This is a genomic window from Streptomyces sp. MGP-P1 (assembly GCF_057766565.1).
In genome coordinates, this window is record NZ_JBYMEM010000005.1 from 512614 (window position 1) to 538159 (window position 25546).

General features: G+C 69.7%; 22 protein-coding genes, 1 tRNA gene and 1 pseudogene. 14 read left to right on the plus strand and 10 right to left on the minus strand.

What is annotated here, in order from left to right:
* Window positions 1-4: 4 nt before the first annotated feature.
* The 7 genes from AC3CH1_RS11735 (at window position 5) to AC3CH1_RS11765 (ending at window position 8537) form a co-directional block, all read left to right on the plus strand.
* Entirely contained in the window at window positions 5-409 is a 405-nt protein-coding gene (locus AC3CH1_RS11735) for a GntR family transcriptional regulator (RefSeq protein ID WP_488462843.1), read from the plus strand.
* Between the two features lie 139 nt (window positions 410-548).
* Window positions 549-1535, plus strand: coding sequence for an NADPH:quinone reductase (locus tag AC3CH1_RS11740; protein ID WP_488462844.1), 987 nt, complete (start codon window positions 549-551; stop codon window positions 1533-1535).
* A 200-nt stretch (window positions 1536-1735) separates the two neighbouring features.
* Window positions 1736-2290, plus strand: a complete 555-nt coding sequence (locus AC3CH1_RS11745) for an SRPBCC family protein (RefSeq protein ID WP_488462845.1) — start codon at window positions 1736-1738, stop codon at window positions 2288-2290.
* 124 nt (window positions 2291-2414) lie between these two features.
* Entirely contained in the window at window positions 2415-3998 is a 1584-nt protein-coding gene (locus AC3CH1_RS11750) for a class I adenylate-forming enzyme family protein (protein ID WP_488462846.1), read from the plus strand.
* Window positions 3995-5182 carry an FAD-dependent oxidoreductase gene (locus tag AC3CH1_RS11755; RefSeq protein WP_488462847.1) on the plus strand — a complete coding sequence of 396 codons (1188 nt, stop codon included), beginning with the start codon at window positions 3995-3997 and terminating at the stop codon, window positions 5180-5182. The genes AC3CH1_RS11750 and AC3CH1_RS11755 overlap by 4 nt, the downstream gene beginning before the upstream one ends.
* Complete coding sequence (locus AC3CH1_RS11760) at window positions 5179-7146, plus strand: FAD/NAD(P)-binding protein (protein ID WP_488462848.1); 1968 nt, start codon at window positions 5179-5181, stop codon at window positions 7144-7146. The genes AC3CH1_RS11755 and AC3CH1_RS11760 overlap by 4 nt, the downstream gene beginning before the upstream one ends.
* Entirely contained in the window at window positions 7143-8537 is a 1395-nt protein-coding gene (locus AC3CH1_RS11765; protein WP_488462849.1) for a nitrosuccinate lyase, read from the plus strand. The genes AC3CH1_RS11760 and AC3CH1_RS11765 overlap by 4 nt, the downstream gene beginning before the upstream one ends.
* An 89-nt stretch (window positions 8538-8626) precedes the next feature.
* On the opposite strand, the gene AC3CH1_RS11770 is transcribed toward AC3CH1_RS11765, so the two are convergent.
* The 6 genes from AC3CH1_RS11770 to AC3CH1_RS11795 all read right to left on the minus strand — a co-directional run bounded on the left by AC3CH1_RS11770 (window position 8627) and on the right by AC3CH1_RS11795 (window position 16044).
* Window positions 8627-10501, minus strand: a complete 1875-nt coding sequence (locus AC3CH1_RS11770; protein ID WP_488462850.1) for an anthranilate synthase family protein — start codon at window positions 10499-10501, stop codon at window positions 8627-8629.
* Window positions 10498-11121 (minus strand): isochorismatase family protein, encoded by a 624-nt coding sequence (locus AC3CH1_RS11775; RefSeq protein WP_488462851.1) that lies wholly within the window; start codon window positions 11119-11121, stop codon window positions 10498-10500. Before AC3CH1_RS11775 ends, AC3CH1_RS11770 begins: the two co-directional genes overlap by 4 nt.
* A 33-nt stretch (window positions 11122-11154) precedes the next feature.
* Window positions 11155-11925 carry a 2,3-dihydro-2,3-dihydroxybenzoate dehydrogenase gene (locus AC3CH1_RS11780; protein WP_488462852.1) on the minus strand — a complete coding sequence of 257 codons (771 nt, stop codon included), beginning with the start codon at window positions 11923-11925 and terminating at the stop codon, window positions 11155-11157.
* A 44-nt stretch (window positions 11926-11969) separates the two neighbouring features.
* On the minus strand, window positions 11970-13142 hold the full coding sequence (locus AC3CH1_RS11785; RefSeq protein WP_488462853.1) for a 3-deoxy-7-phosphoheptulonate synthase: 1173 nt from the start codon (window positions 13140-13142) through the stop codon (window positions 11970-11972).
* Between the two features lie 264 nt (window positions 13143-13406).
* A complete protein-coding gene (locus tag AC3CH1_RS11790) occupies window positions 13407-14660 on the minus strand; it encodes an IS701 family transposase (RefSeq protein ID WP_488462854.1) in 1254 nt (417 codons plus the stop codon).
* 733 nt (window positions 14661-15393) lie between these two features.
* Window positions 15394-16044, minus strand: coding sequence for an NAD(P)-dependent oxidoreductase (locus AC3CH1_RS11795; RefSeq protein ID WP_488462855.1), 651 nt, complete (start codon window positions 16042-16044; stop codon window positions 15394-15396).
* A 239-nt stretch (window positions 16045-16283) separates the two neighbouring features.
* Here AC3CH1_RS11795 and AC3CH1_RS11800 point away from each other — a divergent pair, with 239 nt between their 5' ends.
* Both AC3CH1_RS11800 and AC3CH1_RS11805 read left to right on the plus strand, forming a co-directional pair.
* Window positions 16284-16946 (plus strand): TetR/AcrR family transcriptional regulator C-terminal domain-containing protein, encoded by a 663-nt coding sequence (locus tag AC3CH1_RS11800; protein WP_488462856.1) that lies wholly within the window; start codon window positions 16284-16286, stop codon window positions 16944-16946.
* A gap of 330 nt (window positions 16947-17276) precedes the next feature.
* Entirely contained in the window at window positions 17277-18245 is a 969-nt protein-coding gene (locus AC3CH1_RS11805) for a 3-oxoacyl-ACP synthase III family protein (protein WP_488463481.1), read from the plus strand.
* 81 nt (window positions 18246-18326) lie between these two features.
* Here the strand turns inward: AC3CH1_RS11805 and AC3CH1_RS11810 are convergent, their stop codons facing one another.
* Both AC3CH1_RS11810 and AC3CH1_RS11815 read right to left on the minus strand, forming a co-directional pair.
* Window positions 18327-19025 carry an NAD(P)-dependent oxidoreductase gene (locus AC3CH1_RS11810; RefSeq protein WP_488462857.1) on the minus strand — a complete coding sequence of 233 codons (699 nt, stop codon included), beginning with the start codon at window positions 19023-19025 and terminating at the stop codon, window positions 18327-18329.
* A gap of 356 nt (window positions 19026-19381) precedes the next feature.
* Window positions 19382-20062 carry an NAD(P)H-dependent oxidoreductase gene (locus tag AC3CH1_RS11815; protein ID WP_488462858.1) on the minus strand — a complete coding sequence of 227 codons (681 nt, stop codon included), beginning with the start codon at window positions 20060-20062 and terminating at the stop codon, window positions 19382-19384.
* A 217-nt stretch (window positions 20063-20279) separates the two neighbouring features.
* Here AC3CH1_RS11815 and AC3CH1_RS11820 point away from each other — a divergent pair, with 217 nt between their 5' ends.
* The 5 genes from AC3CH1_RS11820 (at window position 20280) to AC3CH1_RS11840 (ending at window position 24572) form a co-directional block, all read left to right on the plus strand.
* Window positions 20280-20684, plus strand: a complete 405-nt coding sequence (locus tag AC3CH1_RS11820; protein ID WP_488462859.1) for a YybH family protein — start codon at window positions 20280-20282, stop codon at window positions 20682-20684.
* A gap of 126 nt (window positions 20685-20810) precedes the next feature.
* Window positions 20811-21809, plus strand: coding sequence for an amidohydrolase family protein (locus tag AC3CH1_RS11825; RefSeq protein WP_488462860.1), 999 nt, complete (start codon window positions 20811-20813; stop codon window positions 21807-21809).
* A 6-nt stretch (window positions 21810-21815) separates the two neighbouring features.
* On the plus strand, window positions 21816-22628 hold the full coding sequence (locus tag AC3CH1_RS11830; protein ID WP_488462861.1) for an arylamine N-acetyltransferase family protein: 813 nt from the start codon (window positions 21816-21818) through the stop codon (window positions 22626-22628).
* A 26-nt stretch (window positions 22629-22654) separates the two neighbouring features.
* A complete protein-coding gene (locus AC3CH1_RS11835; protein ID WP_488462862.1) occupies window positions 22655-23467 on the plus strand; it encodes an arylamine N-acetyltransferase family protein in 813 nt (270 codons plus the stop codon).
* 52 nt (window positions 23468-23519) lie between these two features.
* Window positions 23520-24572 (plus strand): 3-oxoacyl-ACP synthase III family protein, encoded by a 1053-nt coding sequence (locus AC3CH1_RS11840; protein ID WP_488462863.1) that lies wholly within the window; start codon window positions 23520-23522, stop codon window positions 24570-24572.
* A gap of 119 nt (window positions 24573-24691) precedes the next feature.
* Here the strand turns inward: AC3CH1_RS11840 and AC3CH1_RS11845 are convergent.
* Both AC3CH1_RS11845 and AC3CH1_RS11850 read right to left on the minus strand, forming a co-directional pair.
* A pseudogene (locus AC3CH1_RS11845) lies at window positions 24692-25109 on the minus strand (transposase family protein); the annotation flags it as partial.
* 268 nt (window positions 25110-25377) lie between these two features.
* A tRNA-Thr gene (locus AC3CH1_RS11850) sits at window positions 25378-25451 on the minus strand.
* Window positions 25452-25546 lie beyond the last annotated feature (95 nt).

The following is a 25546-nucleotide window of genomic DNA, read 5'->3' on the forward strand; positions in this document are numbered from 1 at the left end:
GAAGGTGAAGACCGTGGTCGTGTTCCGCATCGACCGGCGCAGTGGAGTGGCGACCTATCTCCAGATCGTCCGGCAGGTCGAGCAGGCGCTGCGCATGGGCGCGCTGGAGGAGGGGGACCGGCTCCCCACCGCCGCCCAGGTCGCCGCGACCACCAAGGTCAACCCGAACACGACCCTGAAGGCCTACCGCGAACTGGAACGCATGGGCCTCGCCGAGGTGCGCCAGGGAGCGGGCACGTTCATCACCCGCTCCCTCGCCCAGCCCCAGTCCGGCCCCGGCTCACCGCTGCGCTCCGCCCTCGCCGAATGGCTGGACCGGGCCCGCGCCGAGGGCCTCACCGGGCAGGACGTCACGGCCCTGTTCCACGCGGCGTTCGAGAGCGCGTACCCGGGCGCGGCGCCGGACTGACCGACCGGGACCGACCGACCGCCGCGCGACGAAGCTTGATCACTGCCGCTCCCGCACCTTCGCGGGCTGCCGTACGCCTGTGACAAAGTGTGTCGGCGCGAACCGCGTACGGCGTCGGCCCCGTGGCACCATGCGCCTCATGAAGGCAGCGTACATAGAGGGGTTCGGGCCGGCGGACGCCATTCGGTTCGGTGAACTGCACCCGCCCGTGAAGGGCCCGACGGACGTGCTGGTCGACGTCATCGCCACCACGGTCAATCCGGTGGACACGTTCGTCCGCTCCGGTGCATGGCGAACCCCGGTGACCTTCCCGTTCGTCATCGGCCGTGACCTGGTCGGGACGGTCTCCGCCGCCGGCGCGGGCGCGACCGGATTCGCCGTGGGGGACGTCGTGTGGTGCAACAGCCTCGGCCACGGCGGACGGCAGGGGGCGGCGGCGGAGCAGGTGGTGGTGCCGGTCGACCGGCTCTACCACCTGCCGGAACGGGTCTCCCCTACGGACGCGGCGGCCGTGCTGCACCCGGCGGCCACGGCGTATCTCGCGCTGTTCACCCACGGCGCGCTGCGCACGGGGGAAACCGTCCTGGTCGTCGGGGCCGCCGGGAACGTGGGCAGTGCGGCGGTCGTGCTGGCCGCCGAGGCCGGCGCACGGGTGATGGCCACCGCCCGGTCCCACGACGAGGAACACTGCCGCAGCCTCGGAGCGGAGGGGTTCGCCGACTATCACGAGCCCGAACTCAAGGAACACTGCCGCGCGTTCGCCCCCCAGGGGTTCGACCTCGTCGTCGACGCGGCCGGCTGGAACGACATGGACGCCGCGGTCGACCTCCTCGCATTCCGCGGCCGTGTCGTGGTGCTCGCCGGCCTCCGGTCACGTCCCGTTCTCCCCGTGGGCCCGCTGTACCTCAAGGATGGGTCCGTCACCGGTTTCATCATCTCCCGCGCCACGACCGCCGAACTCGCGGACGCCGCGCGTACCCTGAACCGGCTTCTGGAACTGGGTCGTCTGCGGGCCCGGACGGTCGACGAGGCACCGCTGAGTGCCGCGGCCGACGTCCACGCCCGTCTGGAGCGGGGGCAACTGCACGGCAGGCGGGTCCTCCTTCGCCCGGGGTTCGACGCCTGAACCGACCGTCATGCACGGCGGATGCTCAGCCCGGGCCCCGCCGTGCCCGAACCCACTCACCCAGCCGCGCACCCCACCGCGCGGCGCTTCGGCGCACCCGCGCACCGGTCGCGTGTCGACGAGGCCCCGACCACGTGGACTTGACGGACCCGCATGGCGTCCGTTGACCCAGCCGCACGCCGTTGGCGACGCTTCCGGCCATGACGGACACCGAGCTCAAGAACACCCCGCCCGGCACCCCCCTCTTCCAGGTCAGCGCCGAAGCTCAGGTCACCGCATCGCCGGAGAAGGTGTACGCCACGGTCAGCGACCTGCCACGCAGCGGTGAGTGGAGCAGCGAGTGCACCGGCGGGCAGTGGATCTCCGGCGCTCCCGCGACCGTCGGCGCGGTCTTCCGCGGCGAGAACCACCGCCCCGAGGACGTGGTCGCCTGGGCCCCTGTCGTGCGCGGCGAGTGGACCACCGAGTCCGAGGTCGTCGAGGCCGAGCCGGGCCAGGTCTTCCGCTGGGCGATCCGTGACCGCGCCGGCATGCGGCAGGAGAGCGTCTGGTCGTTCGAGGTCCGGGCCGCTGAGCACGGCTGTGTCCTGGTGCACCGCTTCTGGATGGGCAGGCCCACCGAAGGTATCCGCGGCATCACCGCCCTCATGGACGCGGCGGAGAAGCAGGCGTTCTTCAGTGACTGGACGGCCAAGCTCACGGCGGACATCACGGCCACCGTCCAGCGGATCAAACAGGTCATCGAGAAGAACTGAACTGACCCGGGATCCCCGTATCCCGTACCTCCACGCGCAGCCCGCACGTACCCGTACGCACTCCGACAACGAACTGTCGAACCGAACCCTGACTCTCTGCAGCAACCAGCGGGAAGGCGGAAAGATGCTGCTTCAGCGCATAGGAAACCGTGGAATCCGGTTGGGGACGCTCTTCGAGCGCGCGGCGTCCCGGCATCCGGCGAACGTGCTGATCCTCGACCACGAGCTGGTCCTGGCGCCGGACCTCGGCCGCAGGGCAACCGTGGCGGAGCTGGCGGACCTGGTGGCCGAACAGGCCTCACGGCTATGGGCGGCGAAGGTCCGCCCCGGCGAACGGGTCGTGGTCCACAAGTCCAACAGCTTCGACATCACGCTGCTCGCCTGTGCGATCAGCCGCATCGGCGCGGTGCCCGTGCTGCTCTCGTCCCAACTCGACGGCGACACCGTGGCCGAACTGATACGCCGCGCGGACCGGCCCCACCTCATCACCGACCAGGCCACACTGGACGAGTCACTGCCCGAGGCGGTCTTCGACCTGGCCGAGGACGTCCTGCTCACCTCGGGTCACCATGACCGTGCCGTGGAACTGGAGGACTTCGCCGGCGTCCGACGGGTCGCTCCGGTGACCATGCCCGCCGATCACCCGGCCCTGATCACCCACACGTCCGGGACCACGGGCATCCCCAAGCTGGCGGTGCACACCGGGTTGACCCTGCAGGCCCGCTACCGTCCGCAGCGGCTGGCGATCGAGGCGGTCGTCCGCAAGCGGGAAGCCATCGCGATGCAGGTCTCGTTCGTCCACTCGCGGCTGTTCACCGCGCTGGCCATCTCGTTACTCAAGGGCTTCCCGATCGTGGTGTTGTCCGACTCGGACCCGGTGCGGGCGGCCAACCTCTTCGCCCGTATCCGCCCGGGGATCCTGGAGGCACATCCCAACACCTTCATGCGATGGGAGAGCCTGGCGGACGATCCGCGCGCACCGCTGGCCAACGTCAAGCTGTTCAGCAGCACGTTCGACGCCATCCACCCGCGCACCGTGCACCGGCTGCTCCAAGCCTCACGCCGCAGGGCACCGCTGTTCGGGCAGCTCTACGGCCAGAGCGAGGTGGGCCCCACGGCGGTGCGCGCCTTCACCAGGAGGTTCGCACCGGACGCGGACGGACGCTGTGTCGGCAGGTCCTTCCCCGGCATGACCGCCATCCGGGTGGTCAGCCGCGACGGACGGCCTCCCTCGGATTCCAACCCGGGCTATATCGAGGTGCGCAGCGACGGACGGATCAAGACCTACCTGGGCGAGCCGGAGCGCTACGCCCAGCAGCTCGCCGACGGCTGGTGGCGGATGGGCGACGTCGGCTACCAAAGCAGGTGGGGATGTCTGCACCTGCTCGACCGCGAAGTCGATCTGATCCCCGGGTTCGGCAGCACGCTCGCCGTCGAAGACGCCCTCTTCGCGAAGCTGGACGAGCTCACCGAAGTGATCATCATCCCCGGCGCGGACGGCACCGCCGTTCCCGTCGTGTGCACCAGAGACGACAAGCCCCTCGATCGGGAGGCGTGGCGCAGGGCGGTGGCCGGACTGCCCGCGATGGCCGAGCCGGTGCAGTGGCGTCTGACGGACCTGCCGCAGACCGCCACCACGAAGATCAAGCGACTCGAACTGGCGCAGCGGTTGACCGCGGCCGGTTCGGGCGAACAGGGGACGGCATGACGAGGACGGTCATCGTCGGGGGCGGTATCGGCGGCCTGGCGGCTGCCCTCGCCCTCGCCAGACGCGGACACCGGTCCGTGGTACTGGAGCGGGCCGACGAGTTCGCGGAGATCGGAGCGGGCATCCAGCTGGCGCCGAACGGGCTCCACGCCCTCGACCTCCTCGGTCTCGGCGACGCCGTGCGCGCCCGCGCGGTGCACATCGACGAACTGAGGTTCATGGACGGCGTGACCGGTGCGCACGTGGCGAGCATGCCGCTCACCGGCGCCTACCGGCGCCGGTTCGGCAATCCGTATGTCGTGGTCCACCGCGGCGAGCTGCACCGGTTGCTCCTGGACGCCTGCCGCGGGTCGGCTGCGATCGAACTGCGCACCGGCAGCCGGGCCACCGGCTACAGCCAGGACGGCTCCGGCGCGACCGTACTCCTGGACGGCGGGGGGCGGGTCACCGCGGACGCGGTGATCGGCGCCGACGGCATCCGCTCGGCGATCCGGCGCCAGCTCGTCGGCGACGGCGAACCGCTTGTCTCGGGCATCACCGTGTACCGCACGGTCGTCCCGATGGAACGCGTCCCCGAGAAGCTGCGGTGGAATGCCGTGACCTGGTGGGCCGGGCCGGGCCGCCATTTCGTGCACTACGCGATCGCCGGCGGCCGGTACCTCAATCTCGCGCCGAGCGTCGAGAACGGAGTCACCGAGTCGTTCGCCGGCGTTCCCGTGGACCGGGAGCGGGTGCGCAGCGCGTTCACAGCCCTGGACGAAACGGCACAGCGGCTCATCGCCCTGGGCGAGGACTGGAAGTCATGGGCGCTGATCGACCGGGATCCGGTGGACCTCTGGACCGACGGCCGGGTGACGCTGCTCGGCGACGCGGCACACCCGATGCTGCACTACGCCGCCCAGGGCGCCTGCCAGGCCCTGGAGGACGCGGTCGTGCTGGGCGACCTGCTCGACGACACGGACGCGATCCCCGACCGGTTCGAGAAGTACAACGCCGAACGGCACGACCGCACCGCCCGGATCACCCACGCCGCCCGGGCGACGACCCGGCTGTGGCACCCGGCCGGAGCCGAAGCGAAATCGAGGAACGAGATGTTGTCAGCCCTGTCCGGCACGGATCTGCACGACCACGTGGCCTGGATGCACGGAGCGCGCGAGTTCGGTGCCGTCGGAGCCCGGGCATGAGCGGGGGGCACCTGGTGGTGTGCCTCGTGGGCGCCGGCCCCCGCGGGCTGTGCCTCCTGGAGCGGCTCTGCGCCAACGAGCGTGCGGCGCCGTCCCACGAGTCCGTCACCGTGCACGTCGTCGACCCGGCCGCGCCGGGCGCGGGTGCCGTCTGGCGCACCGACCAGTCCCGCCACCTGCTCACCAACACCGTGGCGTCCCAGATCACCGTGTTCACCGACGCGGAAACGCGAGTCGAGGGACCGATCGAACCTGGCCCCAGTCTGTACGAGTGGGCCGCCGACCTGGCCCGCTTCGGGGGACCGGGCGGGTACGACGAGTCCGTACTCGGCGAGGCCCGGACCCTGGGGCCGGACTCCTATCCCACCCGCGCCCTGTACGGACACTACCTGCGGGACTGTTTCCACCAGGTGGTCGAGCGGGCTCCGGCGCACGTCACCGTCGCGGTACACCGCTCGCGCGCCGTCGCGATGGCGGACACCCACGGAGTCCCCGGTGGTCCACAGGGGGTCCGGACGGAGGACGGGACCAGGGTCCACGACCTGGACGCAGTGGTCCTCGCGCAGGGACATCTCCCCGCCCAACTGTCGCCACGTCAGGAACGGACGGCCAGCCTGGCCCGCATCCACCGCCTCACCTACACCCCGCCGACCAATCCGGCCGATGTGGACATGAGCGCAGTGGAGCCGGGCGAGCCGGTGCTGCTGCGCGGCCTGGGCCTGAACTTCTTCGACCACATGGCGCTGTTCACCGTCGGGCGGGGCGGCGTCTTCGACCGTGTCGGGGGCCGGCTGGTATACCGTCCCTCCGGCCGCGAGCCGCGGCTCCACGCCAGCTCCCGCCGCGGCGTGCCGCACCACGCGCGCGGAGAGAACGAGAAGGGTGCGTCCGGCAGGCACACCCCGCGTCTGCTCACCCCCGAGGTGATCGCCGCCCTGCGCAGACGGTCCGACCACGGCGAGCGGGTGCGCTTCCGGACCGACGTGTGGCCGATGATCGCCGCGGAGGTGGAAGGCGTCTACTACGGGACGCTGCTGACCTCACGTGGGGCCGAGTCGGAGGAGTTCGTCCACCGCTACCTGTCCGCGTCGCCAGCGCAGCGGGCGCCGCTCCTGGACGACCACGGCATTGCCCTCGCCGACCGCTGGGACTGGGAACGCCTCTCCCGGCCCTGCGACGGGCGAACCTTCGCCGACCGGAAGGACTTCCGCGGCTGGATGCTCGCGTACCTGGAACGGGACGTGCGTGAGGCGCGGACGGGGAACGTCCGCGGCCCGCTCAAGGCGGCGCTGGACGTCCTGCGGGACCTGCGCAACGAGGTCCGCCTCGTGGTCGACCACGGCGGCCTCGAAGGCGGCTCGCACCTCGACGAGCTGGAGGGCTGGTACACCCCGCTCAACGCGTTCCTCTCCATCGGCCCCCCGGTCTCCCGCATCGAGGAGATGATCGCTCTGATCGAGGCGGGAATCCTGGAGCTCACCGGCCCCGGCACACAGATCAGCGTCGACACCGAACGACCCGCCTTCGTCGCCCGTTCGACCGTCGTGCCCGGCCCGTCCGTACGATCCCGGTATCTGATCGAGGCCCGCCTGCCCCTGCCCGACGTACGGCGCACGGCTGACCCGCTGCTGCGCCATCTGCTCGTCACCGAGCAGTGCCGCCCCTATCGCGTCGAAGGGGAATGCGGCGTCAGTTACGGGACGGGCGGCCTGGCCGTCACCGAGCGGCCGTGCCGGGTCGTCGACGGGCAGGGCCGACCCCACCCGCGCCGGTTCGCCTACGGCGTTCCGACCGAGTCGGTGCACTGGGTCACCGCCGCCGGAGTGCGCCCCGGCGTGGACTCGGTGACGCTGGGCGACGCCGACGCGATCGCCCGTGCCGTCCTCGCCCTGGGCCCCGCCGGGCAAGCACCCGCGCGACCGGCCGCGGCTGGGAGCGGCCGGTTCACGGGGATGATCGTGTGAGCGGCGCCCTCATCGACGCGGGGCTGCTCGACGCGGGGCTGCTCTCACCGGTGCGCGCGGGGACACCCGTCGAGGCGGCCGTGTGCGACACGGCTTGGCTGCAGGCCATGCTGGACGCGGAGGCCGCACTGGCCCGGGCACAGGCCCGGCTCGGTGTGGTGCCGCCCCTCGCGGCCGAGGTGATCACCCGGGCGGCCCGCGCCGAACTGTTCGACCTGCGGGCGGTCGCCGTCTCGGCACGGGAGACCGCCAACCCGGTGGTGGCAATGGTGGCGGCACTCAAGGAAGCGGTGCGGGCCCTGGACCCGAAGGCTACCGAGTACGTGCACCGGGGCTCCACCAGCCAGGACGTTTTCGACACGGGGGCCATGCTGGTCGCGCGCCGCGCGCTGCGGCCGATCCGGGCGGATCTGCACACCACCGCCGACGCGTTAGCCCGCCTGGCGACCGAGCACCGGGACACGCCGATGGCGGGCCGCACGCTGGCGCTGCACGCGGTACCCACGACCTTCGGCTTGAAGGCGGCGGGCTGGCGCCAGCTCGTACTGGACGCCGCCCAGCGGCTCGGCGCGGTGGACGCGGCCCTGCCCGTGTCGCTCGGCGGAGCGGCAGGCACCCTGGCCGGCTATGTCGCCGCTGCCTCCCTCACCGGGGCCGCGGCCGATGCGTATCCCGACCGGCTGATCGCGGCCTTCGCCGAGGAGACCGGGCTCGCCGAGCCGGTGCTGCCCTGGCATGCACTGCGCTCCCCGGTGGCCGATCTCGCCTCGGCCCTGGCATTCACCGCCGGGGCGCTGGGCAAGATGGCCGTCGACGTGCAGTCACTGGTCCGGACCGAGGTCGGCGAGGTCGCCGAACCGGCCGCGCCCGGCAGGGGCAGGTCCTCGGCCATGCCCCACAAGCGCAATCCGGTCCTGGCCACACTCCTGCGCAGCGCGGCGATCCAGGTCCCGCCGATCGCCTCGATCCTGACGCAGTGCCTGGTGTCCGAGGACGAGCGGTCGGCGGGCGGCTGGCACGCGGAGTGGCAGCCGCTGCGCGAATGCCTGCGCCTGGCCGGGGGTGCCGCCCACACAGCCGTACAGCTCGCCGAGGGGCTGCGGGTGCGGCCCGAGCGGATGCGGCAGAACCTGGAGCTGACCGGGTCCCGGACCAGCGCCGAGCGGATCGTCTCCGTGCTCGCGCCCCGCTTGGGCGGCGACGCCGCCAGGAAACTGCTCGACGACGCGTCGCAGGAGGTGGAGGAGACCGGACGCACCCTGGCCCAGGTGCTGGGCGACGTACACGGACTCGGCCTGGAGGCGGCTGAGTTGGCGGTGCTGTGCGATCCCGTCGGCTACACCGGTGCCGCCGGCCGGCTCGTCGACCGCGCGCTGCGCGCCCGCCCCTGAACCGCGGCCCCACGGCCGTGCGCACCGAGCCGGCTGTGCGGGAGGCTTCCGCCCCCGCACAGCCGGCTCGACGTCGCCCGCCCCGGCCGTCACCCGCGGATGAGGCCCGTCAGCAGTTCGGCGAGGATGCGTACGCCGTCCCGGGTGAGCACCGACTCGGCGTGGAACTGCATGGACGCGAAGTGCGGTCCGCGGAGTGCGTGCACCTCGCCGGTTTCCCGGTCCCGGCTCAGCTCCACCGGGCCCACGCCCTCGCATTCGACCTTGTCATCGGAGGACCGCGCGGAGAACGTGTTGTAGAAACCGACCTTCTCGCGTTCCCCGAAGAGATCGATCTCCCGCTGTGTCCCCTGGTTGGGCACCTCCCGGCGCGCCAACTCGAACCCCAGCCGGGTGCAGAGCACCTGGTGACTGAGGCACACGGCGAGGAACGGGCGGCGCTCGGCCAGCAGCGTGTCGACGACCGCCCCCAGCCGCGCGATCTTCGGATGCCCGGCGGCCCGGGGGTCCCCGGGGCCGGGGCCGAGCACCACCAGGTGGTGGTCGAGCGGCGGGTACTCCTCGTCGAAGCGGCGTACCGTCACCGTCATGCCCAAGGCGCGCAGTTGGTGGCCGAGCATGGCGGTGAAGGAGTCCTCCGCGTCGATGACCAGCACGCGCACCCCGGCCAGCGCTGGCACCACAGGGGCCCGCGTGTCACTCCCGCCGAGCCAGAAGTCGGCGATGGTGGAGTTGCGTTCGGCCAGCGCGGCACGCACGTGCGGATGGTCGGCGAAGCCGGCCGTCCGCCCTCCTTCCAGGGCCGCGAGCAGCCCGGCCGCCTTCGCCCTCGTCTCCGCGGCCTCGGAAGCCGGATCGGAGTGGCGCACGAGGGTGGCACCGACCCCGATCTCGACACGGCCTCCGCTGTCGATCTCCGCGGTGCGGATGAGTATGCAGGAATCCATCGCGCGGGCGCCCTGTTCGTCCCTCCCGATCAGGGCGGCGACGCCGCTGTAGTAGCCGCGGCCCTCGGGTTCGTAGCGTGCGATCACCCGGCAGGCACTCTCCAACGGGCTCCCCGTGACCGTGGGCGCGAGCAGCGTCTCCCGCAGGATCTCCCGCGGATCGCGGGTGCTGCGCCCCTCGATGAGGTACTCGGTGTGCGCGAGCCGGGCCATCTCCTTCAGATACGGCCCGACCGCCCTGCCTCCGGTGTCGCAGACGCGGGCCATCATCTTCAGTTCCTCGTCGAGGACCATGTACAGCTCGTCGGTCTCCTTGGGATCGGCGAGGAACCCCAGCACCTGGGACAGTTCGGGGCCGGAGGCCGGATAGCGGTAGGTGCCGCTGATCGGGTTCATCACCACCGTGCCGCCGGACAGACTCACGTGCCGCTCCGGCGAGGCACCGACGAAGGTACGGCTGCCGGTGTGGACCACATGGGTCCAGTAGGCGCCGGACTCGGTCTCCAGCAGATTACGGAAGAAGGACAGTGCGCCGCCCAGGGTGTAGTCGCCGATCCGCGCCCGGTACGAGCGCTTGATGACGAAGTTCGCGCCCTCGCCCATGCCGATCTCGTTCGCGATCACCTTCCGCACCGTGGCGGCGTACGTCTCGTCGTCGGGTGCGAAGTGCCCGTCCACCAGTCGGGTCGGCGTACGAACGATCCGTGGCAGAGCCTCGGTCAGGGGCACCGTCTCCTGGGCGGTCACATGCAGGGCGAGCAGCGGCGCGCCGTCGTCGACGCTGACGTAGCCGCGCTCGCGGATCTGCCGGTAGGGCACCAGCGCCAGTACGTCGTGGTGGGCGCGGCCGTCGGCCGTCGGCGACTCCGGCAGCGGAATCGATTCGAGGGTGGGCCACCTGAGCACCTCGCCGACGAGCACCTCCAGTTGCCCGCCGCCGTCCGCCGTGGGCCGCCGCAGCAGCGCGAAGGGCGGCGGGTCGGGTGCCAGCACCCTGCCGAGCAGATCGGATGTCACGCTACGACCTCCTTGACCGTGGAGACGACGGCGCAGCGGCGCGCCGCGTAGTCGAGCGCCAGCCTGTGGTCGGCAGCGGAGAAGTCTGCGACCGCGTCGGCCACCAGGAACGTCTCGATGTCGTGGGTGAACGCGTCGACCGCGGTCATCAGCACGCCCACATGCGCGTACACCCCGCAGATGATCAGCTGGTCACGGCCGTGCGCGCGCATCCGCTCAAGCAGACCGGAGCGGAAGAACGCGCTGTACCGCCATTTGGTGAACATCCAGTCGTCCCGCGTCGGCGCCAGTTCCGCCGTGATCTCGCGGTCTGCGGGGGAGCGCCGCATACCGGGCCCCCAGAAGTCCTTCAGCAGACCGCGTTCCGCGTCGTCCATGGCACCGGGCTGCGCCGTGTAGGCGACGGGGATGCCGAGTTCGGCGCAGCGTGTGCGCAGCAGCACGGTGTTGGACAGCAACTGCTCCCTCAGGGGCTCCGGCAGTGCCCGGAGGAAGTAGCGCTGCATGTCGTGCACCAGCAGCACCGCGCGCCGGGGATCGACGGTCCACGACGGAACGGGTGCGGGCAGCTCGCCCGCCCGGGGCAGTTCGTAGGGTTCGATGGGAGGTATCCCGCTCATGTCTTCTCTCCGCCTCGTCTGATCGCGCCGTTCCTACACACCGAGGGTGGCTCCGCCATCCACCGTGAGGCTGTGCAGGGTGATGTGTCCGGCCTGGTCGGACAGCAGGAAGGCCACGGCGTCGGCGATGTCCGAGGGCATGGCCAGCTTGCCGAGCGGAATGCCGACCCGGTACTCGTCGGCCCGGCCCGCGAGCGTGCTCCGGCGACCGCTCCCGTCGTGCCACATGGAGCTGAGCATCGGGGTGTCGGTGGAGCCGGGATCCACCAGATTGCACCGGATGCCGTGCTGGGCCACTTCCAGGCCCAGGCACTTGGTGAACATCGTGGCGGCGGCCTTCGAGGCGGCGTACGCGGCCATCTGTGTACGTGCCGTGCCGGCCGCGTTCGAGGCCACGGTGACAAGGGCGCCCCGACCGCGCGGCACCATCCGGTTGACGACCGCGCGTGACATCACGAACACCCCCGTGGCGTTCACCGCGAAGGTGGCGTCCCAGTCCTGGTCGGTCAGGTGCCGTGCCTCGGCCAGATGCAGCACTCCTGCCGCGTTGACCAGGAAGTCCACCGGGCCCAGCCGCTGTTCGACCGAGTCGACAAGGTTGCCGACCTCGGCACGGTCGGTGATGTCGGCCGGGAACGCCTCGGCGATCACGCCGTCGGCGGTCAGCTTCTGCACGGTGCGCGAGAGTCCGTCCGCGTCGCGGTCCACGGCGGCCACCGTGGCGCCGCGCCCGCCGAGCGCGTGGGCCACCGCGACGCCTATACCCCCTGCTGCCCCCGTGATCAGGGCGATCTTGCCCTCCATGTGCGGTCCTCCTTCGTACGGTTCCTGGTTCGTGCGGACGGCTTTCAGGCCCCCCAGGCCGTGACTACGGATTCGGCCTGGTCCGGGCGGAGCCTCGGGTCGCACAAGCTCGTGTAGCGGTCGCCGACCCGATCGGTGGCCGAGGGGCTCGGGGCGCATTCGGTCACGTCGTCCGGAGTGGTCTCCAGGTGCAGTCCGCCGGCGATCCCCCGGGCGGTCAGCACCGCGGACCGGAAGTCCCGTACCTCCCTCGTGATCCATTCGACGTAGCGGGTCTTGTGCCCGTCCGGTGTGGTGACCGTGTTGGCGTGCATCGGGTCGGAGAGCCAGATGACCGGGTGCCCCGCCTCCCGCACCGCCGCCACGAGCGGCGGGAGCCGGTGCCCGACGAGCTGCGCCCCCATGCGGGCGATCAGCGTGAGCCGGCCGGGCTCGCGCTCGGGGTCGAGGCGTTCGCACAGGGCGAGCAGTTCCTCCACGGTCATGCCGGGACCCACCTTGCAGGCGACCGGATTGGCCACCGCGGAGAGCAGCGCGACATGAGCGCCGTCCAGCTGCCGGGTACGGTCGCCGATCCATGGCCAGTGCGTACTGGTGAGGACCGGGACACCGTTGGAATTCCTGCGTACCAGAGGCAGTTCGTAGTCGAGTACGAGGCCCTCGTGGCTGGTCCACACCGTTGGCTCGGTGCCCGGCTCCCCCGGGCCGGGGCGCCAGCCCAGATGGCGCATCACCGTGCTGGAGGCGCGGTAGCAGGCCAGCATGCGCTGAGGGTCCGGCCGCCTGCTCAGGGGGTGGGGCTCGGGGCTGTTGACCATGTGTCCGCGAAACACAGGGAGTTCGAGGTCGCCGACCCACTCCGTCGGCTTCGAGCGGGGCTTGGCGAACTGACCCGCCATCCTCCCCACGCGGACCACCGGCTGGTGGGTGATCTTCTTCAGCGTGCCCGCGAGTACGTCCAACAGACTCGATTTACGGGCGACATGAGCCTCGGTGCACTCCGCGGGGTCCTCCGCGCAGTCGCCGGCCTGAACCACGTGAGCACCTCCGGCGGCGACGACGGCCAGCATCGAGCGCAACGTGCGCACGTCCTCGGGGTCGACGAGCCCTGGTGAGACCAGGAGCTCGCGACGCACACGCCGTACACTCTCCGCACCGTCCCACCCCGGCTGCTGCCGGGCCGGTTTCGATCCGATGTCGAGCACAGGGTTGTCCACTGAAGCCTCTCCCCTTGCGGATGATCGGTCTGGTACGTCCCACGAGCGCCGTAGGACCAGGTCGCGTGAGATGCCGCGCGCACCGTGCGGGAGCCGGACGCCCCTCACCCCACCGCCGGCCCGACGGACACGCCGCTTCCGGGCCCTGGCCGGCACATGACAGAAGAACGCCCGGACAGGTGCGGCCCTACGGCCGGTGGGGCAGCCGCCTGTCCGATCCTGTAGTGGGGAGCAGACCGCGACAACACGCCGCGGTTCACTTCGTCAGGTGCCGGGTGCCGCTCTCCCCATCCGCCCGTTCCACATCTGGCCGGGGCCGGTCAGCACGGCGATGGCGTGGGCGGCCGAGGCCAGAGTCATGTGACGGTGCCATCCGTCCAACGAACGTCCCACGTAGTCCTCGATGCCCACGTTCTTGGCGACCTCGCGGTAGTCGTCCCGCACCCGTTCCACCAGGGTGAACAACGTCAGCAGCGACTTGGGATGATGTGAGGTCAGGTTGGTGAGCCACAACTGTGGCGCGTTCTGCTGCCCGGTCTCGGCCAGTCCGATCAGAGCAAGCCTTCGGCTGCCACCTGCCCGCATCCTCCCGGTTCTCCCCTGGGAAAGTCGCACGGCCACGCTCGCGATCAGACCCGACCGCACCCCACCACCCCTGCCGAACTCGCGCCACTGGACCGGCTGTCGGGTGCCGCTGGCCGCGCGCATGGCATCACCGGCCAGCATGCTCGCCGAGCCGCGGTGGCCTGTCAGCGCCGGGTCCGAGACGAGCAGGGGTACCGACTGGTCGACCCGTGCCAGCAGGGGGAACCCCTTGCGACCCAGACGGTCGAAGAGCATGTTGAGGTTCAGGGAACCGGCGTCCAGCACCACCGGCCGCACCGGCATCCCCCATTCCGACACCATGCCGGCGCAGAGCCTGACAGCCCGGTCGGACAGGGTGTCCGCCTCGGCACTGTCCCCCATCGTCGGCCCACCGCCCAGCGACCGGTCGTCGATCCACGTCGGAGGCAGATGGAGCCCCCAGTCGACAGGGCTGCTCCGGCAGCCGGAAGCCGCCCAGACACCGATCGCCTGCTGCGCGCTCAGCACCCGCCCCTCGGCCGGTACGAACCGGCGGTCCACGCCGACCGAGTGCTGCCCCGCCTTACGGATCATCGTGTCCTGCACCACCCAGGCCTCGACCGGCAGACGGGGCACGAGGTAGCGGGCCAGAGCCTGGCGCACCGGTGTCCAGTCCCACGTCGACCCGCTGATGAAATGGTGCAGGCTCTGATCGGCCGCCCGGCCTCCGGTCAGGCTCGCGATGTTCCTGATCGACTTGCGCCCTGGAACCTCCAGGATGCCTCTGACGTACTCGACGCCCTTCTTGCGCTGGTCGGCACGCGGTAAGGAGGCGAAGAGCGAGGTCGATAACTCGCGCAGCAGGTCATCGGGCACAACATTCTCGCCAAATAATCGATCCGCGTCCCTTTTTTGTTTACCTGTCTTGGCCAGCGAAAATTCGGCTGCACTCAAGATTGACCCCCGAATAGCTGTCACGCAAGGCGGATTCGCCCACGAACGGTCGATAGAACTAATCCGGTCCAAACGAGACATCACTTTATCGACTAGCTCATTAGTGCACCACCACACCAGCCACAGATATGTCACCTACCCCACTGATGAACAGAAGCAGTGCGGGCAGCAGCCCACCGGCGACTCCACAGCCTCGCCCGGAAACCACAGAAAGATGGATGGCACACCAAAATTGTCGCCCCGGTCGGCACGAGAAATCGTCTCACCTGATGGACTTGGTCGGTTTGCTTTAGCAGGCGAGGGCTGCGGCGATACCAGGGAAGGCGAGAAGTGGCTGCATTTCGTTCATATCGGCCGGTAAGTCGATGGTGGCCGAAAATCCAGCCGATCGACCGTCCGATCCTCCATCGGTGACGGCCGAGGCGTTCGGCCCCGGCCGTCGGACGGGACGTGCGGCTCGCTGCCCTTACTGCCGCGATCAACCGGGGGCGACCCAGTCGGCGGCTCCCCCTTTTCCGCGGGGAGGAGGTTCGTCCTCACGCGGACGGGCGCAGTCGAGGATCGCCGACGTCCCAGCATCGGAGCCGCCGGCTCCCCCGGCCCGTCGAGCACGAGCCGACGCGACAGATCAACACCGACAGCCCAGCATCGCGCTGGATCAATGGCCAGCCACGTGAGGCATCCCCCTGCTCCGCTCGTCAGCTCCGGGTGAACGCGGAGCTCGGGGCGCCTTTCACCGGACGCGGCGCGCGGTGGCGACGTAGACGGTCTCGCCCACGTAGTCGCAGTGCGTGATCTCGTGGACGAGGGCGTGGGCGAGGTCGGCCCGGGAGGTAAGCAGGCGCGGCACCGGGCGCGTGGCGATCCGGTAGTCCGTCACGTCGCTCCAGCCGACGAGGCGCCCCGGCCGGAACAGGGTCCAGTCGAGCCCGTTCCCACGGACGATCTTCTCCATGCACCGCACGTCCTGCTGAACGGCGCGACTGGCCGCGAGGACCATCGGGCGGGTCGCACGCTGGCGGAGGAGGGCGGCGCGGGACAGATCGGCTGCGTCGAGCGCGGCGGAGCCGACGCAGAGCAGGCGCCGTACACCGTGGCTGATCGCCGCCTTGACGACGTTGTAGGCAATCTGGGAGCAGACCGCGAGGGGCTTCATGGAGGACGGCGCGCCGATCACCGAGATGACCGCGTCATGACCACGCACGACCCAGTCCACCGCGTCGGCGTCCATCGCGTCCGCGGTGGCGACCTGCACCCGTTGGTCGCAGAAGGGGAAGTCGGCGGGCCGCCGGGTGATCGCGGTGACCGTGTGCCCCGCGGTCATGGCCATCGCCGTGACGAGACGCCCCGTGGGACTGTGGGCGCCGAATACGACCAACTTCATGCGTACCTTCCTGGCGGACGGGCCTAGCGGCAGGGCGGTCTGCATGCGGCGGGGGACACACGCGAGGGAGGGTGTCGAACGTGGACTCGAACAATGGTCCAGTCCTAGAACAATGATCGAGCACATAGATCAATGTACTACCGTGGCTTCTCCCGCGTACGATGGACCGGAAAGGTTGGTGTATCAGCGTGGGCAAGTCACGGGGGAACGGTCGTACGGGCTCGGGCTCTGGACAGAGTGTGTGGCTGCGCCAGTCGCCTGCGCCGCGCAACGAGCCGCCGCTGACCAGGGATCGCATCACCGAGGCGGCGATCGCCCTGTTGGACGAGGAGGGCATGGAGCGGCTGACCATGCGCCACCTGGCGGAGCGTCTCGGTATCGGCGCCACGACGCTGTACTGGCACGTCGACACGAAGGACGACGTCGTCGACCTGGCGACCGATGCCATTTTCGCCGAGGCCCCGCTCCCCGACGGGCATGCCGAGAACTGGCAGGAGAACGTCGTAGCCCTCCTCTCCGGATGTCGCACCATGCTCCTGCGGCACCCATGGTCCGCGGCGCTGCCGCTGCGTCAGCGCCCGTCGATCGGGCCGAACTTTCTCACGTGGTTGGAGTTCCTGCAGGCAACACTGTCGCGTGCCGGATTCAAGGCACAGCAAACCCAGGCCTCCTGCTGGCTACTGTACAACCACGTCCTGGGCTCCGCGGCGAGTCAGTCCAACCTCCAGTGGTCGGTGGCCCACCGCGCGGCGGCGCAGGAGGAGCTGCGTCGGCAGCAGGACCAGTACCCGACGCTCGTGGAGTACGAGTACATGCTCGACGAGGGCTGGGAGGAGAACTTCCACCTGGGCGTGAAGCTCGTTCTCGACGGCCTGGAAGCTCAGCTCCCCGCCTCCGGCTGACGGCCGTTCCCGGCCGCGAGATGGCCGCAGTCTTTCGATCGGCGCCCATTCACCTGACAGATCCGCCGGAGCCCGCTGGACCGCGGATCGAGCACCGACTGTCCTGATCTCATACGGATCCGCCGTACCCGGCGCGCTGTGCTTCCGCACGGCGCCAGAGCCTCAGGGGACCTGGCCGCGATGAGCGCGGTGGGCAGCATGGCACACGGACGGCGGGGTCTTCGGGCCCCGTTCCCCGTCGCGGTCGGCGCGGACGTATGGCCGGTACCAGTCAGGACGACATTGGAGCAGACCATGATCACATGCGATGCCGCCCAGGACGCACGGGGAATGCTCGGGACGGGGTCCTACGTACCCAGTCGCGTGATGAGCAACAAGGACATCAGCACCCTGGCCGGGGTGTCCGAAGTGGCCATCCTGCGCAAGACCGCCATCCGGGAGCGGCGATGGGCAGAGCCCGAGGAGGCGACCTCGGATCTCGCCGTCGCCGCCGCCCGGGCGGCCTTGGAGCAGGCCGGGATCAGTGCCTCCGAGCTCGGTCTCATCATCGTGGCGACCTCCACACCGGACTCCCCGCAGCCGGCGACGGCCTGTGTCGTCGCCGACGAACTGGGCGCCGGGAACGGCACCGCCGCCTTCGACGTCAACTCGGTCTGCAGCGGCTTCACGTTCGCCCTGACGATCGCCGATCAGATGCTCGCCAGCGCTTCGGCCGACTACGCCCTGGTCATCGGCGCTGACGTGTACTCACGCATCCTCTCGCCCACGGACCGCCGCACGATCGTGCTGTTCGGGGACGGTGCCGGTGCTGTCGTGCTGGGCCCGGGCGGCCGCCAGCGGCTGATCTCCACCAGGCTGGCCAGCTTCGCCTCCGCGCGTGAGCTGATCGGCGTACCCGGCGGAGGCAGCCGTATGCCGGCGACCGAACAGGTGCTGCGCGACGGAATGCACTACTTCTCGATGAACGGCCGGGGTGTCGCCGAGTTCGTCGAAGACGAAGTGGTCCCCCACATCCAGGAGTTCCTCAAGGACAACGGAGTGAGCCAGGACGACATCGCGCACTTCGTGCCCCACCAGGCCAACGGACGGCTCCTGGAGAACATGTCCGCACGGCTGGGCATCCCCTCCGCCCGGATGGCCACCACGGTGACGCGGTACGGCAACACCGGCGCGGCCTCGGTCCCCATAACCCTCGACCACCTGGCCCGTTCGGGTGCCGTCGCCCCGGGTGACCTGACGCTTCTGGCGGCGTTCGGCGGTGGCATGTCCATGGGGCTGACGTTGCTGCGCTCCGTCTGACCGCCGGGCAGGTCCGGCTTCGGGCGCCCACGCAGAAGGCCCGGCCCCGTCATCCAGGGGGCCGGGCCTTCCTCGTGTGGCTCACTTCTTGCCGATGTGCAGCGCCTCCTTGGCGAAGACTTGGAAGTAGCTGGGAACGCCCTTGGTGGTGATGACCTCGACGCGGAAGCCGACACTGATGTTGTCGACCGCCTCACGTACCAGCGCGTCCGCGAGATCCCTGCGCGAGGTGAACCAGCCGGGATGACGGGACTTGCTGACGACGTAGTCCGTGGTGGTCGTGGCGTCGAAGAGGCCGGCGGGCCGGACGACCGTCCAGTCCAGGCCGCTGGCGCTCACGATCTCCTCCATGCGGCTCGTGTCCTCGTAGAGGGGGCGGCCCATCTTGAGCAGGATCGGCACGATCACCTTGCGGAAGAAGAACGCCTCGCCGGGGGCGTCCTCGTAGTTGGCCCCGATCGAGCTGACGCAGACCAGCCGACGGATGCCGTGGGCCTGCATCGACTTGATGACGTTCGCGGTGCCCTCCGAGTAGACGGTCACCGGCTCCTTGGTGTATGGCACGCCGACGGTGGAGACGACCGCGTCATGGCCGGCCACCACGCTGTGCACCTCATCGAGGTTCAGGATGTCCGCCTTGACCACGCTCAGCCGGGCGTCGCTCAGCGGGAACGCGTCGGGCTGACGGGTCACGGCGGTGACCTCGTGTCCCTCGGCCAGTGCCTGTTCGGTGGTCAGCCGGCCCGTCGGGCCGTTGGCGCCGAAGATGACCAGTTTCACGTGTTCCTCCTGTGCGGGGACGACATGGTGTGCCCGCGCGCATGTCCATGGGGCCAGGGGAGGTGTGCGGCAGGGGGGCCGCGCGTCCGCGACGCACTAGGAGACCCGCCGCTCAGCGGGCGTCCCGCCGCCCTCCCGGCCCCCGCCGGTCCCCGCCTGTCGTCTTGGGAGACGGCTCAGTGACGGACACCGATCGAGCACTCGAACGTTGATCCAGTACCGGATCAATGTACCACGACCGATAACACGTCCGAGGGCGGGAACTGCCCGCTGACATGCGTCGCACCCGCGGCCCTGGGACACCGCGGGTGCTCTGCGTTCCTGCCTCGCCGACGCGCCGGTCGGTCCGCTCGACGTCAGTCCACGGACAGGCGCGGGAACTTCTTCATGAGGAAGTCGAAGTCGATGAAATCGATGGCGGACTCCTGCTGCTGGAGTCCGGTCTGATAGGCCGTGGCCACCTCCACCAGGCGCAGGGTCTGGTACTCGATCGCCTTCCGGTTGTCCTCGTGCACGTTGTTCGGTGCGTGCCGCGAGATGCTGCATGTGCCGTAGGGCGATCCGTTGTGCTCGGACGCCAGGATCTCGACGCTCGAACCGTTGGGGACGATGAGGCATCCCCAGTGGCACAGCACGTTGTGGAGGGCGAGGATCGCCGTCTGCTGGCCGGCGTGCGCGGCGGACCCCGAGGCGAACACGGTCGCGACCTTGTTCGCCAGCTTCCCCGGAATGGCGACCGGACCCGAGCGGTCGACGAAGTTCAGGATCTGTGGGGCCGGCAGACCGAAATGGACAGGCGTGCCGATCATGATCGCGTCCGCCGCCACCAGGTCGTCCAGCGTGGCCACCGGGATGTCACGGGTGACGGCCTCCAGTTCGGCGTACGCCTCCTTGTCCAGCACCATGGGGTCCGGGAGCTCGGGGACCTTGAACAATTTCGGCTCGGCACCCGCCTTCTCCGCCGCGGCGGCCGCCGCGGTCGCCAGCTGGAAGATGTTGCCGCTCCGGGAATGAAAGATAATGGCTACCTTGACCATGGAGAATCCCTCGACATTCGTGGTTGCGGGGAATGCGTCATCCCCGGATACGAAGCGTCATCCTCACGGCCCTGCGCACACTCTGCCCAGACCTGCGCCGGATAGTTCGTCAGGTCCGCGCACAGCTCGTCACGGCCGGAGCCCCAGCGCTCGCCGGACCTGACAAACTGACCGGTAGCGGGTTGAGCGCCCCGCGGCGGTGCACTGTTCTGTGTTCATGTCGAACTCCACAGACGTGCAGATCACCCTTCCCACCGAACCCGAGCAGCTTTCGGCGGCATTCGAGCAGGCTTTCAACGCGGGCAGTCTCCAGGCCGTCCAGCAGCTCTTCGAACCGAACGCCATGCGTGTTCTCGCACCTGGCCAGTATCTGACGGGCGAGGAGATGTGGAGGTCGGCCGAGCAGACGCTGCCGGACCGCCTCCCGGTCAAGCTGTCGGTACGGCACATCTACACGGTCGGCGACACGGCACTGATGATCTGCGACTACGTACACGAGGGCACTGGGCCGGACGGGACGCACCAGCGCGTCGAGGGCACGGCCGCGGACATCCTCCGCCGCGGCACCGACGGCGTCTGGAGGTGCCTGATCAGCAACCCGCCCGGCACGACCCGGGCTTGATCAGCAACCCGCCCGGCGCCACCCGGGCCCGGGTGGCGCCGGCCCGGCGCCTGCCTGCGCTCCCCGTGCTCCGCCGCGTCTCCTCCAACCAGGCCAGCCAGACCCGACCCGACCCAAGGACGATCGATGCCGGACAGCAAGCAGGCGCCCGCCGGAAAGCCGTGGTCGCGGGCCATCGACGTGCATCACCACATCCTGCCGGACTTCTATCTCGACGAACTGGCTCGGATGGGCGTCGCGACCATTCTTCCAGGAGTCGACAGACCGACCTGGAGCGCTCACGACAGCCTCGCCATGATGGACCGGCACGGCATCCGTGCCGCCGTGGTGAGCGTCTGGCCGGGAGTGCCGGCCAACCTGGAACTGAAGCCGGCCCGACGGTTCGCGCGCCGGGTGAACGAGTACCTCGCCGAGTTGGTCGCCGCGCACCCCGGCCGTTTCGGTGCGTTCGCCACGCTCCCCTTCCCTCACATGGACCTCGTTCTGGAGGAGTTCGAGTACGCCGTCGACACGCTCGGGCTGGACGGCGTGGGGCTCGTGAGCAACTACGGCGGCCTGTACGTGGGCGACCGCTCGATGGACCCGCTCTTCGCGGCGGCCGCCCAGCGGCGCAGTCCGCTGTTCGTGCACCCGACGGTTCCCCCGTCGACCGGTCAGCCGGACTTCGGCCTGCCCGCCTCGCTGTACGAGTTCCCCTTCGAGTCGGTGCGGGTGGCCGCCCAACTCCTCTACAACCAGGCGCTGGAGAGGTACCCCGACCTGCCGGTGATCCTGCCGCACGGCGGTGGTGGCGTCCCCTTCTACGCAGGCCGGCTCGCCTGCGGCGGACTGATCAGCGCGCCCCTCGCGGACCGGCTGCCCGAGGACCCCGTCGGCTCACTGCGGCGGCTCTACGTCGACATCGCCATGGCGGGTGACCCGCACGCCTTGGCGGCCCTGCGGTCCTTCGCCCCGCCCGACCGGATCCTGGTCGGCTCGGACTTCCCGCTCATGCCCGAGCACTACACGCTCGGCACCGGCCACCGCGTCATCGAACACGGGGGGTTCAGCACCGAGGAGCGGGCCCGCTTGGAGCACGCCAACGCCGAGGCACTCTTCCCGCGATTCAACGGAAAGGACGCGTGAGACGCCGTGTTGGACAAGAAGACGGTCTCCGCCTATCTGGACCGCATCTCAGCCGACCGCCCAAGACGCCTTGACTCCGACGCGCTGAGGCACCTGCACGAGCGGCATGTGCTGTCGGTGCCCTTCGACAACCTCGACTACCACCGGGGTGCCGAAATCCGGATGGACGAACGGGCCGTCGACAAGATCGTCCACCAGCACCGCGGGGGGCTGTGCGGTGAGATCAACACCGCGTTCTACCTCCTGATCAAGTCCATGGGGTTCGACGTGACCCTGCATCAGGGCCGCGTACACGTTCCGGGAGGCGGGACTACCGCCCCGTACCATCACGTGGTGATGACGGTGGCCGTCGACGACTCCCGGTGGATCGCCGACATCGGCTTCGGCAAGAGCAGCCGCCGCCCCCTCCTGCTGGACCGCGACAGGCCCCAACCGGATCCGCACGGCGAGTTCGCCGTGCGGCGTCTGGACGGGCGGTCCGTCGAGGTGCTCCGCAACGGGGCCCCGCAGTACATCCTCTACGAGGATCCGGTGGAACTGACCGACTTCCGCCAGACGATGTGGTGGTACCGGACCAGCCCGGACTCCCCGTTCCTGCAGACCCTCGTCTGTTCGCTTCCCCTGGAGAACGGCTGGGTCATCCTGCGGGACAACCTGCTGACGGTCGTCTCCGGAGACCGGAAGCAGACCGAGGAACTCGCCGACGACGCAGCGGTACTGGCGGCGTACAAGAAGTGGTTCGGCATGAAGCTGGAGAAACGCCCCGTGCCGACCCCGTACACGAACGACTCGCTCCGCTTCTCGTTCGACAGCAACTGACATCCCACAACAACAGGGGAGACGGCATGCTGGATGAATCAACGACGGCCGCCTATCTGAAACGCATCTCTGCCGAACGGCCGGACCGGCCCGACCTCGCCGCGCTGCGCCACCTGCACGAGCGGCATGTGCTGTCGGTGCCCTTCGAGAGCCTCGACTACCACCTCGGCAAGGAGATCTACTACAAGGACGAACGGATCGTCGAGAAGATCGTGCACCAGCGCCGCGGCGGCACCTGCGGCGAGCTCAACAGCGCCTTCTCCTTCCTTCTGCAGTCCCTCGGCTTCACCGTGCACCTCCGGCACGGACGCGTCTGGATCGGCGGCCGGCTGCGCGATCCGTACAACCACATGCTGCTCACGGTGGATGTCGACGGCCGGCACTGGCTCGTCGACGTCGGGTTCGGCAAGGGCAGCAGGTATCCCATCCCCCTGGACACGCAGGAGGCGCAGGAGGACCCGCACGGTGCGTTCTCCATCCGGAAGGTCGACGACCGTGCCACCGACGTCCTCCGTGACGGAAAGCCCCAGTACCGCGTCTACGACGATCCGACGGCCCTGTCGGACTTCGATCAGGCGATCTATTGGTACCGGACCCACCCGGACTCGATGCTCCTGCAGAACATGTTCTGCTCCCTTCCGACCGAGGACGGCTCGGTTCTGCTCAAGGATGACGTACTGACTATCACGCGCGGAGAGGAGACGGTGACCGAGAAGCTCGCCGACGATGCCGCGGTGCTGAACGCGTACGAGAAGTGGTTCGGCATCACGTTGGACGAGCGCCCCAGGCCCAGCCCTTACCTGAAGAGCTCGGTACGCATGGCGTTCGAGGAGAAGTAGGCGCCGCGACACCCCGTACCACCCCGAATCCGGCACCGAGGAGGACTTCGTCATGCCCACATGGGAACTCGCACCCGTCAGTCCACGCAGCATCGCCCTGGCGTTACCCGAGAGGATCGTCACGAACGCGGAGCTGTGCGAAACCCTGGACACCACACCGGAGTGGATCGAGGAGAAGACAGGAATTCTGGAACGGCGGTTCCTCGAATCGCACGAAACCGTCCTCGACCTCGCGGTCGAGTCGGCCGAGAAGGCCATGGCGGCGGCCGACGTCGAAGCCAGCGACATCGACGTCCTGGTGGTCGCGTGCACGAGCCCGGATTGGATCATGCCGTCCCTGGGCGTGAGCCTCGCCGCGCGCCTCGGCATCAAGACCCCACGGATCCTCGACCTGACACAGCATGCGTGCGCCTCGTCCGTGTACGGGATCCACACAGCCTCCTGCCTCCTGCAGGAACCGGGGCTGGACACCGCGCTGGTCGTCTGCGCTGAGCGGGGCTCCGGCATCACCGATCCGCAGGACCGCCTCACGCGGATCTTCTTCGGAGATGCCGCGGGGGCCGTGGTGCTCCGCAAGACGGAAGGCCAGGACGGCCTGCTCAGTTACGACCTCGGCAACGTCTACTCGGACGGCGTCCGGATGGCGACAGCCTGGCGGGTGGACCAGAAGGTGCCGACGTCGACGACGGAGACCCCCCGGTCGCCGTACATCTTCATGGACGGCAACGTGGTGCTGCGCGAGGCGATGACCCAGGTGCCGAAGTCCCTGGGCTCGGCGCTCTCGTTGGCCGGCGTCACGGTGGACGAGGTGAGCGGCTTCGCCGTCCACCAGGCAAACGCCAAGCTGGTGAGGCGGATCGGCCGGATGGCCGGTGCCGCACCCGACCGGGTCCCCGTCACCGCCGACACCCTGGGCAACACCGCCGCGGCCTCACCGCTGACGGCACTGTGGCGGCTGGCCGTCGAGGGCCGGGCACGGCGCGGCGACGTCATCGTGCTCGGCGCGATCGGGGCGGGCTTCCTCTTCGGCTCGCTCGTCTTCCGGCTCCCGGCGGACCTCGTCGCGGCGGACGTCCCCGGAATGGCCCGCCCCGGAGAGAAGTGACGTCCCCGAATCGGTACGACGGCAGGGCCTGCCGGCCACCCGCTCCCTCGCCGTCGCCGTCGCCTCCCAACTCGGCAAGGACGGCCGGGAAGTGGAGGCGTCCGACCCCGCGACCGACAGCGGCGGTCCATGATCCTGTGGCCACCGGCGTCGTGGATGTTGACGAGCTTCTTGATGGCGACGTGGACCAGCTCGCCGGGCCTGTCCCGCTCGTAGCTGCGGACCGGCTGGCCGGTGAGTCGGTCCAGCCAGGCCAGGCGGTTCGGACCGTGGCGGACCAGGACCAGGTGGGCTGTCGAGGCCGGCAGGCCCAGGCTTCCGGTCGGCCCGAGACGGCAGACCGCGGCCCCGACCGTGGCAGGCGTGCGGTGCGGGGTTGTGTGTGGCCTGCTCGGCCGGCCACACAGGCTTCGCCTTCGGTCCTCCAGCGACGAACCCACTTGTGGGCGGTGGGCCGGGAGACACACGGCCGGACTGGACGCGTTCGACCAGAATCCGCCTGCCATGAACCGTCAGCCAGGCGTGACGGTGGGACACGAAGACCTCCGTACGTGGTGTGGAGCCTAGACACCTCCACCACACCGGAGGTCTTCGCCATGATCAAGACCCGGAAACCGTTGACAACGCTCGTGCTCAATACGCCTAGGCCGCCGAGAAGACCCAGCGGGAGAAGCCGAAGAAGTAGGCCCCGAGCGGCTCCGCTCACGCAAGCAACGTCACGGCAACTCGACCGTGTGACGCGCCACGCCCACCCCGGGCAACAGAAAACCCCAGGTCACAGACTATGTGACCTGGGGTTCTTCTGAGCCGCCTTCGGGATTCGAACCCGAGACCTACGCATTACGAGTGCGTTGCTCTGGCCAACTGAGCTAAGGCGGCGCGCCCTGTCGCACCATGGTGCGATCAGCAGCGGGGCCAAGTCTACACAGTTTCCAGCGGTGCTCCGCACACGGCATCCCCCGAGGCGTTTGCGC